This window comes from Streptomyces sp. NPDC048142 (assembly GCF_043202835.1).
Taxonomy (GTDB): domain Bacteria; phylum Actinomycetota; class Actinomycetes; order Streptomycetales; family Streptomycetaceae; genus Streptomyces.
The window spans coordinates 71808-87010 of record NZ_JBIDBC010000015.1; the positions used below are offsets into that span (position 1 = coordinate 71808).

At 71.8% G+C, this 15203-nt stretch carries 16 protein-coding genes and 1 riboswitch; of the genes, 8 read left to right on the forward strand and 8 right to left on the reverse strand.

The window, feature by feature from the left end; translation table 11 throughout:
• Positions 1-40 precede the first annotated feature (40 nt).
• On the forward strand, positions 41-649 hold the full coding sequence (locus tag ACGF2Y_RS20250; RefSeq protein ID WP_392949189.1) for a helix-turn-helix domain-containing protein: 609 nt from the start codon (positions 41-43) through the stop codon (positions 647-649).
• A 64-nt stretch (positions 650-713) separates the two neighbouring features.
• The gene (locus tag ACGF2Y_RS20255; protein ID WP_392949191.1) at positions 714-887 is read left to right on the forward strand and encodes a DUF6126 family protein; all 174 of its coding nucleotides are present in this window, start codon (positions 714-716) and stop codon (positions 885-887) included.
• Positions 888-1005: 118 nt separating this feature from the next.
• Here the strand turns inward: ACGF2Y_RS20255 and ACGF2Y_RS20260 are convergent, their stop codons facing one another.
• Positions 1006-1818, reverse strand: a complete 813-nt coding sequence (locus tag ACGF2Y_RS20260; protein WP_392949193.1) for a tyrosine-protein phosphatase — start codon at positions 1816-1818, stop codon at positions 1006-1008.
• A gap of 445 nt (positions 1819-2263) precedes the next feature.
• Positions 2264-2424: riboswitch (cyclic di-AMP (ydaO/yuaA leader) on the forward strand.
• Positions 2425-2427: 3 nt separating this feature from the next.
• Here ACGF2Y_RS20260 and ACGF2Y_RS20265 point away from each other — a divergent pair.
• Together ACGF2Y_RS20265 and ACGF2Y_RS20270 are read left to right on the forward strand one after the other, a co-directional pair.
• Positions 2428-3399 carry a peptidoglycan DD-metalloendopeptidase family protein gene (locus ACGF2Y_RS20265; protein WP_392949196.1) on the forward strand — a complete coding sequence of 324 codons (972 nt, stop codon included), beginning with the start codon at positions 2428-2430 and terminating at the stop codon, positions 3397-3399.
• A 159-nt stretch (positions 3400-3558) separates the two neighbouring features.
• Positions 3559-4386, forward strand: coding sequence for an SGNH/GDSL hydrolase family protein (locus ACGF2Y_RS20270; RefSeq protein ID WP_392949199.1), 828 nt, complete (start codon positions 3559-3561; stop codon positions 4384-4386).
• A gap of 35 nt (positions 4387-4421) precedes the next feature.
• Here the strand turns inward: ACGF2Y_RS20270 and ACGF2Y_RS20275 are convergent, their stop codons facing one another.
• From ACGF2Y_RS20275 to ACGF2Y_RS20300, 6 genes are read right to left on the reverse strand one after another with little or no spacing between them, the layout of a single operon-like run.
• On the reverse strand, positions 4422-5339 hold the full coding sequence (locus ACGF2Y_RS20275) for an STM4011 family radical SAM protein (RefSeq protein WP_392949202.1): 918 nt from the start codon (positions 5337-5339) through the stop codon (positions 4422-4424).
• Between the two features lie 7 nt (positions 5340-5346).
• The gene (locus ACGF2Y_RS20280; RefSeq protein ID WP_392949204.1) at positions 5347-6729 is read right to left on the reverse strand and encodes an STM4012 family radical SAM protein; all 1383 of its coding nucleotides are present in this window, start codon (positions 6727-6729) and stop codon (positions 5347-5349) included.
• On the reverse strand, positions 6726-7592 hold the full coding sequence (locus ACGF2Y_RS20285; protein ID WP_392949206.1) for an STM4013/SEN3800 family hydrolase: 867 nt from the start codon (positions 7590-7592) through the stop codon (positions 6726-6728). Before ACGF2Y_RS20285 ends, ACGF2Y_RS20280 begins: the two co-directional genes overlap by 4 nt.
• A gap of 34 nt (positions 7593-7626) precedes the next feature.
• Complete coding sequence (locus tag ACGF2Y_RS20290) at positions 7627-8784, reverse strand: STM4014 family protein (RefSeq protein WP_392949209.1); 1158 nt, start codon at positions 8782-8784, stop codon at positions 7627-7629.
• On the reverse strand, positions 8765-9715 hold the full coding sequence (locus ACGF2Y_RS20295) for an STM4015 family protein (protein ID WP_392949384.1): 951 nt from the start codon (positions 9713-9715) through the stop codon (positions 8765-8767). The genes ACGF2Y_RS20290 and ACGF2Y_RS20295 overlap by 20 nt, the downstream gene beginning before the upstream one ends.
• Before the next feature lie 6 nt (positions 9716-9721).
• Positions 9722-10681: an STM4015 family protein gene (locus tag ACGF2Y_RS20300; RefSeq protein ID WP_392949211.1), complete on the reverse strand. Its 960-nt coding sequence runs from the start codon at positions 10679-10681 to the stop codon at positions 9722-9724.
• A 176-nt stretch (positions 10682-10857) separates the two neighbouring features.
• Between ACGF2Y_RS20300 and ACGF2Y_RS20305 the strand changes: the two genes are divergently transcribed.
• Together ACGF2Y_RS20305 and ACGF2Y_RS20310 are read left to right on the forward strand one after the other, a co-directional pair.
• Positions 10858-11184, forward strand: a complete 327-nt coding sequence (locus ACGF2Y_RS20305; protein WP_097933007.1) for a hypothetical protein — start codon at positions 10858-10860, stop codon at positions 11182-11184.
• 149 nt (positions 11185-11333) lie between these two features.
• The gene (locus tag ACGF2Y_RS20310; RefSeq protein WP_392949214.1) at positions 11334-12335 is read left to right on the forward strand and encodes a DUF6745 domain-containing protein; all 1002 of its coding nucleotides are present in this window, start codon (positions 11334-11336) and stop codon (positions 12333-12335) included.
• An 88-nt stretch (positions 12336-12423) separates the two neighbouring features.
• Here the strand turns inward: ACGF2Y_RS20310 and ACGF2Y_RS20315 are convergent, their stop codons facing one another.
• On the reverse strand, positions 12424-13080 hold the full coding sequence (locus ACGF2Y_RS20315) for a TetR/AcrR family transcriptional regulator (RefSeq protein WP_392949217.1): 657 nt from the start codon (positions 13078-13080) through the stop codon (positions 12424-12426).
• A 279-nt stretch (positions 13081-13359) separates the two neighbouring features.
• Here ACGF2Y_RS20315 and ACGF2Y_RS20320 point away from each other — a divergent pair, with 279 nt between their 5' ends.
• Both ACGF2Y_RS20320 and ACGF2Y_RS20325 read left to right on the forward strand, forming a co-directional pair.
• The gene (locus tag ACGF2Y_RS20320) at positions 13360-13800 is read left to right on the forward strand and encodes a PPOX class F420-dependent oxidoreductase (RefSeq protein WP_392949219.1); all 441 of its coding nucleotides are present in this window, start codon (positions 13360-13362) and stop codon (positions 13798-13800) included.
• A 101-nt stretch (positions 13801-13901) separates the two neighbouring features.
• Positions 13902-15098, forward strand: a complete 1197-nt coding sequence (locus ACGF2Y_RS20325) for an MBL fold metallo-hydrolase (protein WP_392949222.1) — start codon at positions 13902-13904, stop codon at positions 15096-15098.
• The last annotated feature ends 105 nt before the right edge of the window (positions 15099-15203 follow it).

The window sequence follows — 15203 nt, forward strand, 5'->3', positions numbered from 1 at the left end:
AATTATTGCCCCGGAGGAAAGGTCCTGGCCCAATGGAGACATGAACCCTCCGGACGAAGGGGTGCCGGACGAGCTCCCCGGCGTCGCACCCCGCCTGCGCGACCTGCGCCGAGGCCGTGGCCTGACCCTGGAAACCGCTGCTCAGCGGGCCGGGCTCTCCCCGGCCCATCTCTCCCGGCTGGAGACCGGCCGCCGGCAGCCCTCGCTGCCGATGCTGCTGGGGCTGGCCCGTATCTACGGTACGACGGTCTCCGAGCTTCTCGGCGAGCAGCCGCCCGAACGGGGCGCGATCGTCCGCGGCGGCGGCTTCGAGGGGGCGGAGGCGGACGGCTGGATGTACCGGCAGGCCGGCGGATCCGGCCGCGCGATGCAGGCGCTGCGGGTGCGCGTTCCGTACGGGGCCCAGGGCGACCTGGTCCGGGTCCATCCCGGCGAGGAGTGGCTGTACGTCCTTGAGGGACGGCTGCGGGTCGGGCTCGGCGACACCGTCCACGACCTCGAACCCGGTGACAGCGCCCACTTCGACTCGCTCACCCCGCACCGGATCGCGGCCGTCGACCGCTGCGGCGCCGAGCTGCTCTTCGTCCACACCCTGCTGCAGAGTCCCGCCGCCGAGCTCTGCCTCGGCAACGCCCTCCACGCGCGCTGACCGGCCGTTCCCGCCGGCGGCATCCTTCGCTCCACCGGCCGCGAGGCCGACAGAGAGGACCGTCATGTCCGATTCCGAACACTTCGACCCGCTGGGCCCCGGACGTCGCGAGAACGAGGACCCGCAGGAGAAGCGGATGCCGCGCGGCGTGGTGATCCGTCTCTTCGCCTACCTGGTGGCGGGCCACATCATCGCGGGCTTCCTCTATCTGCTCTTCGTGGTCGCCGGAAGCAAGTGACGGCAGGCAGGTGATGGCAGGCAAGTGAAGGCGGGCCGGTGACGGTGAGCACGTGACGGCGGGCCGGTGACGGTGAGCACGTGACGGCGGGCCGCCGGCCGAATCGCCGCCGGCCGGGTCAGCCCTGGTCGAGCAGGCGCTCGCGCAGTCGTTCCCGGGTCCCGGGGGAGACCCTCAGCCCCTCGGTCAGGTAGCGGTCGGTCGTTCCCCAGGTCTCCTCGATGGCTGTGAACGCCGCCGCGAGGTAGTCGGAATGCGCCCCGAAGAGCGGGTTCAGCAGCTCCATCACCTCGGGAGACATTCCGGACTCGGACATATCGGTGCGCTTCACCTTGTACCGGCGGTGGAGGTCGTTGGACTTGAGGTAGTCCTCCTCGATCGCCTCCGGCTCGACGCCGACCGCCAGCAGGGCGATCGCGATCGAGAGACCGGCCCGGTCCTTGCCCGCGGCGCAGTGCATGAGGGCCGGGACGCTGTCCTCGGCCAGGGAGTGCAGCACGCGGCTGTGCTCGGCGGTGCGGTCCACGATCGTCGAGCGGTACATCCGGATCATGCGCTCGGCGCCCTTGCCGCCCGAGAGGATGGAGCGCAGCTGTTCGATGTCCCCGTCGCGCACCATGCGCCAGAACTCCGCGCCGTCGGCCGGGTCCGAGAGCGGAATGCTGACATTGCGGACACCGGTCAGCTCGATGTCGTACCCGTCGAGCTGGTGGTCGGCGGAATTACGGAAGTCGAAGATCGTGTGCAGTCCGAGTCCGCCGAGGAAGGCCGCGTCCTCGGCGGTGGCGTGCGCCAGGTGACCGCTGCGGTAGAGCCGGCCGAAGGCGGTGTGCCGCCCGTCCGTGGTGGGAAGACCGCCCACGTCGCGGAAGTTGCGGACTCCGGTCAGCGCGGTCTCTGTCGGCGGGACCTGCGGCACCTGCTGCGTCACGGTGGCTCCTCTGGGGTCTCTGGCGTCGGCGCGGCTCGCCGGCGAGGGCGCTCCCGTGACGATACGACATCGATTCGACAGAAAATCATCACGGTCGGGTACCCGGTGCGGGGTGCCACGCGGGCCGGGCTGACCCGGCGTCAGGGGTGGCGCCTGCGGCATGTCCGTATTGGTGTATTTCGCAGAACATGCCCCGCTAATGGGGGAGATGGGATTCCAGAGGTGAGCGGGATCATATCCGTGACGGACCGTGGTGAGCGCGTCCCGGGGCATTCCCGTTGCCCGTACGGAAATTCAAGATCCGTCATCCACGGAGTGTGACGGGAAATCCGGGGCGATATTGAATCGATGATTCAGGTGCGCAACCGGTGGCTTGTTCCTGTCGTCCTGACTCGTTTACGGTCGCCGCAATCCGGACGGACCGCCTAATCCTGCCGCCGCCCGGAATTCGCACCCACCCACTCACGCGTGGCAGGAGCGGGGGAACCAGGTAAGCCGCCGATCCGGAGCGATCCGGACCGGCTCGGGGTGAAGTCGCCGCAACGCGACCGGGCATCTCCAGCCCGAACCCGACAGCTCACCTCGCAGGCGCCGGAGAGGAACTTCCCCATGCCCGCAAAGGGTAAGCACCGTCGTCCGAAGTCCGGCCCGATCTCCCGCGGCGTCCTCGCCGCAGGGACCGGCGGCGCCGTACTCGCCCTCCCGCTCATCGGCGCCACCGTCGCGAGTGCCGCGGACCGGGCCGCTCCGGCCGCGAAGCCCGCCGCCGCCTCGGTCGCCGCCGCGCACACCGCCCCGTCGACCGCCCCGGCCGCGTCGAAGGCCGCCCCGAAGACGTACTCCGTCGTCCCCGGCGACTACCTGTCGAAGATCGCCGCCGAGCACCGGCTCAAGGGCGGGTGGGAGAAGCTGTACCAGGACAACCGCTCCACCGTCGGAGAGAACCCCAGCCTGATCCACCCGGGCATGAAGCTGACCCTCGGCGCCAAGGGCTCCGCCCCGGCAGAGAAGTCCGCGGCTCCCAAGTCCGCGGCTCCCAAAGCAGCCCCGAAGAAGGCCGAACCGGCACCCAAGGCCGCTCCGAAGAAGGACCCGAAGGCGGACACGGTCTCCGCCGACGACTCCGAGGGCTCCGGCAGCTCGACGCCGGCCGGCTCCTCCGAGGCCACCGGCTCCGGCTGGTCGGCCCCGCTGGCCAGCGCCAACGTCACCACCCAGTACCGCGCTTCCGGCGCCAGCTGGTCCAGCGGCTACCACACCGGCTCGGACTTCCAGGCCGCCTCCGGCACCCCCGTCCTCGCGATCGGGCCGGGTACCGTGGTCTCGGCCGGCTACGGCGGCTCGTACGGCAACGAGGTCGTCATCAAGCACGAGGACGGCATGTACTCCCAGTACGCCCACCAGTCCGCGCTGAACGTCTCCGTCGGCCAGACCGTCACCGGCGGCCAGCAGATCGGCCTCTCCGGCTCCACCGGCAACTCCACCGGCCCGCACCTGCACTTCGAGGTCCGCACCGGCCCGAGCTACGGCTCGGACGTCGACCCGATCGCGTACCTGCGTCAGCACGGCGTCTCCGTCTGACCGAGCGGGGCGAGAAGTGACGAGGGGCGGTGCGCGGCGGCGCACCGCCCCTCTCTTTATTCCGGCTTTACTGCAACTGACCGGGTGGTCTATCTCACCACGCGTCAACCCCGTATTACGGTCGCGTAAGTCACATCGAACGATGCAGGATAAGTGCTTGTGGCAGACGATTCGAGAAACAACCAGCAGCACATCATCGGGTCGTACGCGGCGATTGGCGACAGTTTCACCGAGGGAGTCGGCGACCCCGGCCCCGGCGGCACCTTCGTCGGCTGGGCGGACCGCTTCGCGGTCCTCCTCGCCGACCGGCTCCCGGCCCCCGACGCGGCGGCCGGCCCCGAGGACTCCCCGCACGGGGACTTCCGCTACGCCAATCTCGCCGTACGAGGACGTCTCCTCGACCAGATCGTCGAGGAGCAGATCCCGCGCGCCAAGGAACTGGCCCCCGACCTGGTCAGCTTCTGCGCGGGCGGCAACGACATCATCCGGCCCGGCACCGACCCCGACGACCTCGCCGAGCGCTTCGAGCGGGCGGTCGCCGACCTGAGCAACGCCGTCGGCACGGTCATGGTCACCACCGGCTTCGACACCCGGGGCGTTCCGGTGCTGCGCCACATGCGCGGCAAGATCGCCACCTACAACGTGCATCTCCGGGCCATCGCCGACCGCTACCACTGCCCCGTGCTGGACCTGTGGTCGCTCCGCTCGGTCCAGGACCGGCGCGCCTGGGACAACGACCGGCTGCACCTCTCGCCCGAGGGCCACACCCGCGTCGCGCTGCGCGCCGCACAGGTCCTCGGCCACGACGTGCCCGCCGACCCCGACCAGCCCTGGCCGCCGCAGGCCCAGCGCAGCCCCTTCGACGAGCGGCGCGACAACATCCAGTGGGCCCGCGAATACCTGGTGCCGTGGATCGGGCGACGGCTGCGCGGAGAGTCCTCCGGCGACCACGTAGAGGCGAAGCGTCCCGACCTTCTGCCGCTGTAGCGGTCGTAGCGGTCACGGCTCCAGCAGTCGTACGGTCATGGCTCCAGCAGGGGGAGCGCACGCCGGGGCGGGCTCGGCACCACGAGCCCGTCCGAAGGCATGCCCACCCCGGGCCCGGCCGGTATCCGCTCCAGGACACCGCCCGCGAACACGTCGTACAGCGGCAGCGACTCCAGATGCACATAGCCGATATGGCAGTCGCACACGGCGAGCGGACAGGCCCGCGGGCCGAGCGCCCGGCGGTAGCTGCCGTCGTAGAGACTGCCCAGCTCGGCCTGGACGAAGTGACAGCGCCGTACCGTGCCGTCGCCGTCCACCGAGATCACCGACTCACCGGTCCGGCAGGGCAGCCCCGCCGAGCGGTGCGGATCACGGCTGTAGGGGAACAGCGGATCCAGCTCCGTCCACCGCGTCGCCTCCTCGTCGGTGTAGGTGTGTCCCTCGGCGGCGTTCACCCAGAGATAGACCTCCTCCGGCAGCGCCGCCCGCAGCCGCCGTGCCTCCTCCAGATGGGCGTCGAAGCCCACCACCCCCACGCTGTAGCGGATGCCGAGCCCGGACAGCTCCCGGCACCTGCCGAGGAACCGCTCGTACGGGGTCTGCCCCGGGTGGTAGGTGCACCAGAGCGCGATCCGCTCAGGATCTGCGTCCGTCAGCCAGCCGGTGCGGCAGCTCAGGTTCGTCTGGATCGCCACCCGGCCGATGTGCGGCAGATGCGAAAGCTCGGTCAGCGCCTGCCGGTACCAGGAGCGCACCAGCCCTTCGCCCCAGGGGGTGAACAGCACGGACAGCCGGTCGCCGGTCTGCGCCGCCGCCCAGCCGGTGAACCGCTCCAGCGCCTCCCGGTCCGCCGTGAGCTGCGCGCGACTGTCCCGCCGCTTGGCGAACGGGCAGTACGGACAGTCGTAGTCGCAGGAGGCGAGCGGGCCCCGGTAGAGAATCGTCAGGTCCATGGCCCGGTCACTTCCGCTCGTACGCGGCCATCGCGGCCCGCACCCCGGGGGAGAACAACGCCGGACCCAGCGCGTCGGAGTGGGCGAGACCCGAAGGGGACAGCCGCAGCAGCCCTTTGGGCGCCGACGGGTCCAGCCAGCCCCGGGCCGCGAACCCCGCCAGCTCGGTGGCGAAGTCCGCGCGCGGATCCGTACCGAACCGCGCCCGGTAGTCCGCCACCGGCAGCCCCGCCGCCTGGAGCAGCGACTGCAGCAGATGCCGCCTGCGTGCCTCGCCGGCGTCGACGTACCGGCCGACCTCGGCCCGGGAGAAGTCCTCGGTGGCGGTGAAGCGGTCGATGATCGACCGGATCTCCCGCATGTCCACCGCGTAGTCGAAGGAGTAGTGCAGGGCCGCCGTGTACGAACGGGCCCCGCAGCCCAGGCCGATCATGCCGTCGGTCTGGCAGGCGTAGTCCTCGGGACTCTCCTGCTCCCGCGGGGCATCGCTCCGCCGGAACATCCGCATCGACACCTGCTCATAGCCGTGCGCCAGCAGATGGTCCCGCCCCACCGCGTACAGCCGCAGCCGCTGCTCGTCCCAGGCAGCCTGCTCCAGGGCCTCCGCCCCGGCACCGGCCGCCGCGCCCAGGCGGTGCAGACCGGTGAGCGGGCGGACGTACAGCGGATACAGATACAGCTCCTCCGGCCGCCACACCAGCGCCGCGTCCAGCGAGGCGAGCCAGCTGCGCTCGGTCTGTCCGTCGATGCCGTAGATCAGGTCGATGTTCAGCACCGGGATCGCCGCATCGCGGATCCGGCCGAGCGCCGCCTCCACATCGGCGCGACGCTGCGGGCGGACGGCCGCCCGCGCCTCCTCGTCCACGAAGCTCTGCACGCCGATGCTGATCCTGGTGGTGCCCCGGTCGGCCAGCACCGCCAGCCGGTCAGCCGTCGCCGTGGACGGGGAGGTCTCCACCGAGAGCGGCACCGAGCGCAGTGCGGCGCCCATCCGCTTCTCCGCGATGTCGCAGAGCCGCTCCAGCTCACCGGCGGTGAGGAAGGTCGGCGTCCCGCCGCCGAACGCCGCCGCAGCGAACCGCACCGGTCCCTCGTCGCCCAGGGCGTCCCGGGCGGCCACGGCCTGTCTCTCCAACGCGTCCAGATAGCGCGTCGTCAGTTCCTCGGGCGCGCCGATCCGGGTGAAGAGGTTGCAGAAGCCGCAGCGGACCTCGCAGAACGGTATGTGGAGATAGAGGGAGAGCGCGTCCTTGGGCTCCGCCGCCCACAGCGCGCGCAGTGACGGGGGGTCCTCCAGCGGACGGTAGGCCGTCTTGTGCGGATAGGCGTAGACGTAACTCTCGTACGGCCGGACGGGGGGAAGCGGGGCGGTGGAGGTGGTGGTGGTCATCGGGCGGCCCCCGGTTCGAGCGGTTCGAGCTGTGCGGGTGGTTCGGGTGCTGTGGATGGTGCGGGTGGTTCGAGGACGAAGTGGGCGTACGGGACGGTCCAGACGGCCGGGTGGCCGAGCCGGTGACCGGTGTAGCCGTCGTCTCCGTAGGCGGTGCCGTGGTCGGAGCAGACGATGGCGAAGCACCGGCGGCGGCTGCTCGCCGCGGCGAAGAGCCGGCCGATGTGCCGGTCCACGTACTCCAGGGCCGCCGCGTGCGTGGCGCGGGAGTCGCCCGCCTCGCGGGTCGCTCCGGGCAGATGGAACCAGTTCGGCTGATGCAGGGCGGACACGTTGACGAAGAGGAACAGCCGCTGCTCCTGGGGGAGCGCCGCGACGATCTCCTCGGCCCTGGCCACCTGCTCCTCGAACGAGGTGGGCGAGGCCACGCCGAAGCCGGGCTCCCAGTGGCTCTCCTGGAACATCCCGGGCAGCACCGATCCGAGCGGCCCCTGACGGTTGAAGAAGCCGACCCCGCCGACGCACACCGTGCGGTAGCCCTCGGCGGCCAGCCCCGACACCAGATCGGGCGTGTCGAACACGAAGGTGCCGTCCGCCGTCGTCTCACTGCCCGCGAACCGCGCCGCGAACAGCCGCGGGTGCGGCCCCGGGGAGGCGGGCGTCGGCAGGAACCCGGCGAACATCGCCTGGTGCGAGGCGTAGGTGAAGCTGCCCGGAGCATGCCGCTCCTCCCAGCAGCCCCCGGGAAGATGCCGGGCCAGATTCGGGATGCGCCCGGCGGCCGCCAGCTCGACGGCGACATCGTGGCGCAGGGTGTCCAGGGTGACCAGCAGCAGATCGTGGCTGCCCACGACCTCGCCCATATCGGGCCGAGCGGATTCAGGGGTCTCGGCGGGGTCAGGAAGCGGTGACGGCACGGTGGTTCCTTGCTCGGTCCAGTACGGCGGCGACCTGCGCCGCATAGGTGTCCAGGCCCTCGGCGCCGCTGCCCGGCAGACCGGTCAGTCCGGGCAGCAGATCGCCGAAGGCGTTGACCTCGCCGACGGCGAAGCGCCGCCAGCCGGCCGTGGGCAGCAGATCCACGCCCACACAGGGCGTCCCGGGGAAGCAGGCCGCGGCCCGTTCGCACATCGCCAGCGCCTCGCGCCAGCAGCCGCCCGCCGCCGCCACGGCGGCCCGGACCTCGTCGAGGTCGCCGCGCGCACCGCCGAGATGCAGATTGGTCATCGGGCCCGTGCTCGTCCGCACCACCGCGTGTGTCGCCCGGCCGCCGACCACCACGATCCGCAGATCCGCGACCCGCCCCCGCTGGGACGGCTTCGGCAGCCAGCGCTCGATGTGCAGCCCGTCCGGGGCCAGCGCGTCCACGACCGCACCGACCTCCCGCTCCGAGGCGTAGCGCCGGACCCGCAGCGAGTTGAACAGCCTCCCCGACGCGTCCCGTTCCACCGAGGTGCTCGCCCGGACCCGGCCGGGGCCCGCCGTCTCCACCGCCAGTACCCCGGACGCGGAGGACCCGTGCGCGAGCTTCACGAACGCCCGGGGCATCCGGTGCGCGCGCAGCAACTCCCGTACGTCGGACCAGCCGCGCACCGGCGCCGCCCCCGAGCCGGACGTCGGCGAGGCGGGCACGGAGACTTCCGCGCGGTCGAGGAGCCCGTGGCACAGCCGCTTGTCGAAGAGCACGGAGATGTCGCCGGGGGAGCCCAGCACCTCGGCGCCCGCGGCCGCAGCAGCGCCCGCCACCGCGTCCACCGCCGCGGTGAACCGCGCGTACCACCGGGCGGAGCCCTCCACGCGGGTCGGGTCCTCGACCCCGCGGAGCAGCCGCTCCACCTCGGCGTCCTCACCGGGCGAATCGATCCGCACGCTCTCGCCCGGCTCGAACACCGCCTCGCCGCGCAGCACCTGGACCCAGGGCACGACCCGGGCCGGCGGCAGGCCGGCGGACCGTACGGCCGCCTCGAAGAACGCGACCCGGCGGTTGTCCGGATTGCCGACGACCGCGAAGCGCGGGACCGGGCCGTGCCCGGCGCTATTCACTGACGGCGACATAGCGCTCCGGTTCGTCGTCCGGGTCCCCGTAGTCCTCCTCGGCCTCGCCGCCCTCGACCACGGCCGGTGCGCACGCGGCCCTGATGCGGTCCAGCACCGGGTCGGTGAGGAAATGGTGGCGCAGATCGAGCGTGGACAGGTGGCTCAGGGGCTGTCCGTTGAGCAGGGCCTCGCCGCCCGTGTCGCTCAGCGTGCCCATGGACAGCGCCAGGGTCTCCAGCTGGGCGACGACGGACGCGGAACCCACGGCGAGGGCGATCTCGTCCTGGATCTCGCTGTTCCGCAGACCCAGGTGGCGCAGCCGGGGGAACACGCCGCCCGACAGGACCGGCCGGATGTCGTCGACGGTGGCATCGCCCCCGTACCACGAACTGCCGAACCACAGGTCCAGCCGCTCCAGTGCGGGCAGTTCGCTCGCGGCGACCGCCCGCACCACCTCGCCGGGCAGGCCGCCGGACTCGAAGCGCAGAGACTTCAGCGCCGTGTGGCGCAGCGGGCGCAGCCCGAGCCCCTCCTGGCCGCAGCCACGCACGGCGAACTCCTCCAGCAGAGGCAGGGCTTCGAGCACCGGGGTGATGTCGCACATACGCAGCCAGGACACCTCGCACTCCTCGCCCACCACATCGGCGAGGAACAGTGCGCGCAGCGCGGGGAAGCGGTCCGCGTGGGCGACGATCAGCTTCATCACCGGGGCGAAGGGTGTGTAGTCGTCATGCCACCAGGGCCCTATGACGAGCGCCCGGACCCGCGCGGTGTCCACCGTGTCCAGGAACTGCTGCCACAGGGTGGCGAAGTCCGTCTCCTCGCCGTGGTCGCACTCCAGCCGCCAGGCCACGGAGCCGGCGGCGGGCAGGGCCGCGGACGACGGCACCGGAGTATGGACCGGCAGCCCGTGGAAGTCATCGAAATGCTCAATGCCGATGCGGTTCATCACGCATCACTCCGAAACGGCGGTGTAGCGGCCATCGACGCCGCGACCGCCCCACGGCTCGTTCCGCTCGGACAGGTCGACCCGCACCCCGTGCGGCTCCAGGACCGAGCGAACACGCTGCTCCATCGCCTCGGTGAGGAAGTGGTGGTGGAGATCCAGCGCGTCGAGATGGGTGAGCGGCTGTCCTTCGAGGAGCGCGGCAGCGCCTTCGTCCCCCAGCGTCCCGTTCGACAGGTCGAGTACCCGCAGCTGGGCGACGACCGGAGCGGAGGCCAACGCCGCCGCGATCTCGTTCTGCACCTCGCTGTTGCGCAGGCCCAGGTGGTTCAGCCGGGGGAAACGGGTGCCGGAGAGCAGCGGGGCCAGGTCGGTGACATCGGTGTTCCCCTCGTAGGCGGACACCCCGAGCCAGAGGTCCAGCCGCTCCAGTGCGGGCAGTTCGCTGTCCAGCACACCGCGTACCACCTCGACGGGCAGCCCGCCCGCCTGGACGGTCAGCGACCGCAGCCGCTCGTGCTTCGTCGGCGGGAACAACAGATCGGTGCCGCCGCGCACCCCGAACTCCGTCAGCGCGGGGAAGGCGGCCAGCAGCGCCGTCACGTCCGACTGCTCGATCCAGGTGATCTCGGCCTGCTCCGCCTCCAGATCCCCGACGAACACCGCCTCCAGCGAGGTCAGCCGGTCGGCGGCGGCGATCACCAGATTGATCGGCATGGAGGAGTTCTCGTCGTACGCCTCGCCCCACTGACCGATGATCAGGGCCCGGACACCGGCGGGGTCGACCGCGCTCAGGAAGTCGGCGAACTCGTCCGCCCAGGGCCGGTCCCGGTCCTCGTCCCCGTACGGATCGACGAAGACGCGCCAGGCCACGGCATCCGGGGCGGGCCGGGAGCCCCTGTCGGTCGTGTGCTGGAAGTCGACGGCCGGAAGGCCGCCGAACTCGTGCAGATGCTGCGCACCGTACATGGCCCTGAGCTCCTGATCCTGGGGACGGCTGATGTCTGCAAGGTCTATCAAGCCGCACTGACAACGCTGCGGCCGGGACCCGTCCACGGCGGCTGCGACGGTCCGTTGTCAGACCCTGCCCGTAGCGTTTTTTCCGTGGTCGGCACAGCGGGTGCCGCGACCGAGGGGAGACGTCTGTGTACCGGCAGGGCGATGTACTGATCATGGAGCTGGAGGAGTCGGCGGTGCCCGCCCCCTTCCTGGAGGCCCCGGGCGAACTGCGCGACGGGCGGGGGCGGCTGGTGCTCGCACTGGGGGAGGTCACCGGACACGCGCACGCGGTGCAGGGCCCCGGCCGGCTGATCCGGGAAGCGGGTCGGTTCGGCCCGATGCTGCTCCATCTCCCCGAGGGCGGGCGGGTGGTGCACGAGGAGCACGCGGTGATCCCGCTCCCCAAGGGCTGGTTCCGCGTCGTCCGCCAGCGGGAGTACGCACCCGGCGCGATCCGCATCGTGGCGGACTGACCGCTCCGGCACGCCGGAACAAGCACAGCACGCCGGAACAGCACAGTCATCCAGAACGAACACAGCGAACAAGCACGGCGCACAAGCACAGCGCACAAGCACGGTGCACCAGCATGGCAAACGAGCACAGCAGGGGACGGGGACAACCGATGCAGAACGTGAATTCCTGGCGGAGCGTGGCGGCGGCGACCGGCCGGGCGGACCGGGCGGCGGCCGAGGCCGGTGTGCGGCGCGCCTACCGCACCGCGGGCCTGGCCGAGCCGGACCGGATCATCTGGGCCGCATCGCCCCGGGCCGCCGTCGGGGCGGTGGAGAAGCTGGCCGACGCCGGACGATCGGTGCGCGAGGAGGTCCGCACCCGCCCGTGGGCCGAGGAACGCCGCCGGATGTACGACGAGCTGGGCCCGGCGGGCTGGTCGGCGCTCTGGTCCGCCACCGGAGCCCAGCTGTGGGAGACCACGGCCGCGCTCGCCGACCGGATACGGACCGGTGTCGTCGCCGACCTGGCGCCCCGGCCCGAGGACGAGGGGGCCGTGCGGCTGGTGCTCCTGGACGCGGTGCTCGGCCAGCACGACGCCGCCTGGCTCGGCGCCTTCGACGGGTGCGGTGACCGGCTGACGGGCCTCGCGGAGGTGGCCCGCAACGCCGGCTGGTGGTGGCCCTACGAGAACGCCGTGGTCATCAGCGAGCGGCCCGACGTCCTCCACCGCGACGAGGCGGGCCGGCTCGACCACGGCGAGGGGCCGGCCCTCGCCTACGGGGACGGGTTCGCCCTGCACGCCTGGCGCGGTATGCCGGTTCCCGCCGCGTTCCTGGCCGAGCTGTCCTCCCTCACGCCCGAGCGGATCCGGGCCGAGGAGAACGCGGAGCTGCGCCGCGTGATGCTGGAGTACTACGGCTACGACCGCTATCTCACCGAGTCGGGCGCCGAGCCCGTCCACCGCGACGAGACGGGCATCCTCTGGCGCATCGCACTCGACGGCGACGAGGACGTGGTGATGGTCGAGGTGGTCAACTCCACCCCCGAGCCGGACGGCACGCACCGCACCTACTGGCTGCGCGTGCCGCCCGCCACCCGGACCGCGAAGGACGGGGTCGCCTGGACGTTCGGACTGGAGGGGGCGGCCTACGCACCGGTGCGCCAGACCTGACCCGTAGGCCGGCGGGCCGGCGGGGGCTGGGGGAAACGCCCCGACGACCCGGCGCGGCCGGTGTGCGGGGAGCGCTCGGAGGCGGCTGTCAGCCGGTCGCGGAAGGGGCCGTGCCATGGGGATCGGCGACCGGCGAACCGGTCAGCTCCACGAGGTCGATGCCCAGCTCACGGGCGAGCGCCTCGTCGGTCCACCGCAGCATTGTGGCCCGGGAGAGCGGCCCCGCGTACGAGGTCGTCTGCACCGCCATCCCGTCCAGCAGGGCGGTCAGCCGCCAGGCCGCCGACCGGGGATCCTCGCACCGGAACTCTCCGGTGGCGGCGCCCTCCTCGATGACCTGGGCCAGTTCCGCCTTCCACCGCTGGTCGAGGTCGCCCGCGACCTCACGGAGGGCGGGGTCGCGCAGGGAGGCCGCCCAGCCCTCGATCCACAGCCGCCAGCCCTTGGCCTGCCCCGTCGGCGCATACCACCGCACGGCCGCCCGCAGCCGTCGTACGGCGGTGGTGCGCCGGGCCAGCAGCTTGCGGAGATGGGCGAGGTCGGCCTCGGCCGCGTACGCGAACGCCGCCGCGACCAGCTTCTCCTTGGTCGAGAAGTGGTAGAGGACGAGCGCGTTGCTCACGCCCAGCACCGAGGCCACGTCGGCGATCCGCACGGACGAGACCCCGTGGACCTCGATCTGCCCGACCGCAGCGCGCAGCAGCTCCTCACGCCGCTCCGCCACGTTCAACCGGACTCTTGCCACCGGGTCACCCTAAGGGCTGTCCCGTCATCCCTGGTGGGCGCACGACGACAGCTACGGCACCTCGCCGCGTTGTCGGAACGCTCGAATACATACCAGTATGCGGACGTCCCTCCGCCGTGCGACGCACCGCATCCGACGCCGCGCGCTGATCCCCCAGGGATGACGGGACAGCCCTTAGTCAATACGCCAGGTCAGTGCCGGTGGGACGGCGGCCGACGGATGTGCGGGGCGGGAGCGGCGCTCCGGAATCCTCCGGCCGGCCCGAACGTTGCATCCTGCATGACGCGAATCGAACCGGCAGAGGAAGCACTGCTCCGCCTCATCGGCGAGCACGACGGGGGTGTTCTGGTCACGCTGAAACAGGACGGACGCCCTCAGCTGTCCAACGTCAATCACGCCTTCTGTCCCGAGGAGCGGCTGATCCGGGTCTCGATCACCGAGGGCCGGGCCAAGACCCGTAATCTGCGGCGCGACCCCCGGGCGAGCTACCACGTCACCAGTGACGACCGCTGGGCCTGGACCGTCGCCGACGGAACCGCCGAGCTGACCCCGCCCGCCGCGGAACCGGACGACGCCACGGTGGAGGCCCTGGTCACGTTCTACCGGGACGTCAGGGGCGAGCACCCCGACTGGGACGACTACCGGCGTGCCATGGTCCAGGACCGCAGGGTGCTGCTCACTCTGCGCATCGACCACGTCTACGGGCAACCGCGCGCCTGACGCCGCTATCGGCCGGCCCGCTGCCCCGTTCGGCATCTTCTGCTCGCCCTGTCGTACAGGCCGACCATAATGAGACGACACCGACTCCCTCAGGAGATGTTGTGACCGGCGCTGACTATTTGCTTCCGCTCCGCACGAAACTGCGCTCGATGCGCACCGAGTCCTTCGGGGCCGACCCGGCCGGAGCGCGGATGGAGCGCATCCGCCGCTCACCCCATTTCGTCGACGGCGTTTTCCAGAACCCGGTGGGGGCCCGGACCAGGCCCTCCGGGTCCACCGTCGAGTTCGCCAAGATCTACTTCCATAAGGAGCAGCGGTCCCGCAGGATGCCGACGGGCACCGTGCCCGTCCACGCCACGACCCTCGCCGACCTGGCCGCACCGCCCGCCACCGGGCTCCGGCTGACCTGGATGGGCCATTCCAGCGTGCTGGCGGAGATCGACGGCCGGCGCATCCTGTTCGACCCGGTCTGGGGCGAGCGCTGTTCCCCGTTCCCGTTCGCCGGGCCCAAACGCCTGCACCCCGTGCCGCTGCCGCTGGCCGCGCTCGGACCCGTCGACGTGGTCGTGATCTCCCACGACCACTACGACCACCTCGACCTGCCGACGATCCGCGCCCTGGCCGGCACCGACACGGTCTTCGCCGTTCCGCTCGGTGTCGGAGCCCATCTGGAGCGCTGGGGCGTCCCCGCGGACCGGATGCACGAACTCGACTGGAACGAGAGCGCGACCGTCGCCGGAATCCGTCTCACCGCCACCCCCGCACGCCACTTCTGCGGTCGCGGGCTGCGTAACCAGCAGCACACCCTCTGGGCGTCGTGGGCCGTCGCGGGTCCGGAGCACCGGATCTACCACAGTGGGGACACCGGCTATTTCCCCGGCTTCCGGGACATCGGGGCCGAGCACGGACCCTTTGACGCCACCATGATCCAGATCGGGGCGTACTCGGAGTACTGGCCGGACATCCACATGACCCCCGCCGAAGGCATGCGCGCCCACCTGGACCTTCAGGGCGGCCGCCCGCACGGCGTGCTGCTGCCGATCCACTGGGGCACCTTCAACCTGGCGCCGCACGCCTGGGCGGAGCCGGGCGAGTGGACGAAGGACGCCGGAGAGGATGCCGGGCAGGCGGTGGCGTTCCCCCGGCCGGGCGAGCCGTTCGAGCCGGCCGGAGCACTTCCCGTGGAGCCGTGGTGGCGACCGCTTTCCGCCTCGCTCGCCCGCCCGTGGCTCCCCGGGCCCGGCTCCGGCCCCGCAGCGGCGGCACGGGGCGATCTGGACCTGGCCGGGGAGCGCTGACCGCACGCGGGGCGCAGGAGTCCGTCGAGCGCTGACCGTGCGCAGGGCGGAGGAGTCCGCCCGCGCCGCTCACTGCTGAGGGCCGCCGGGCCGTCCGGCGGCGGC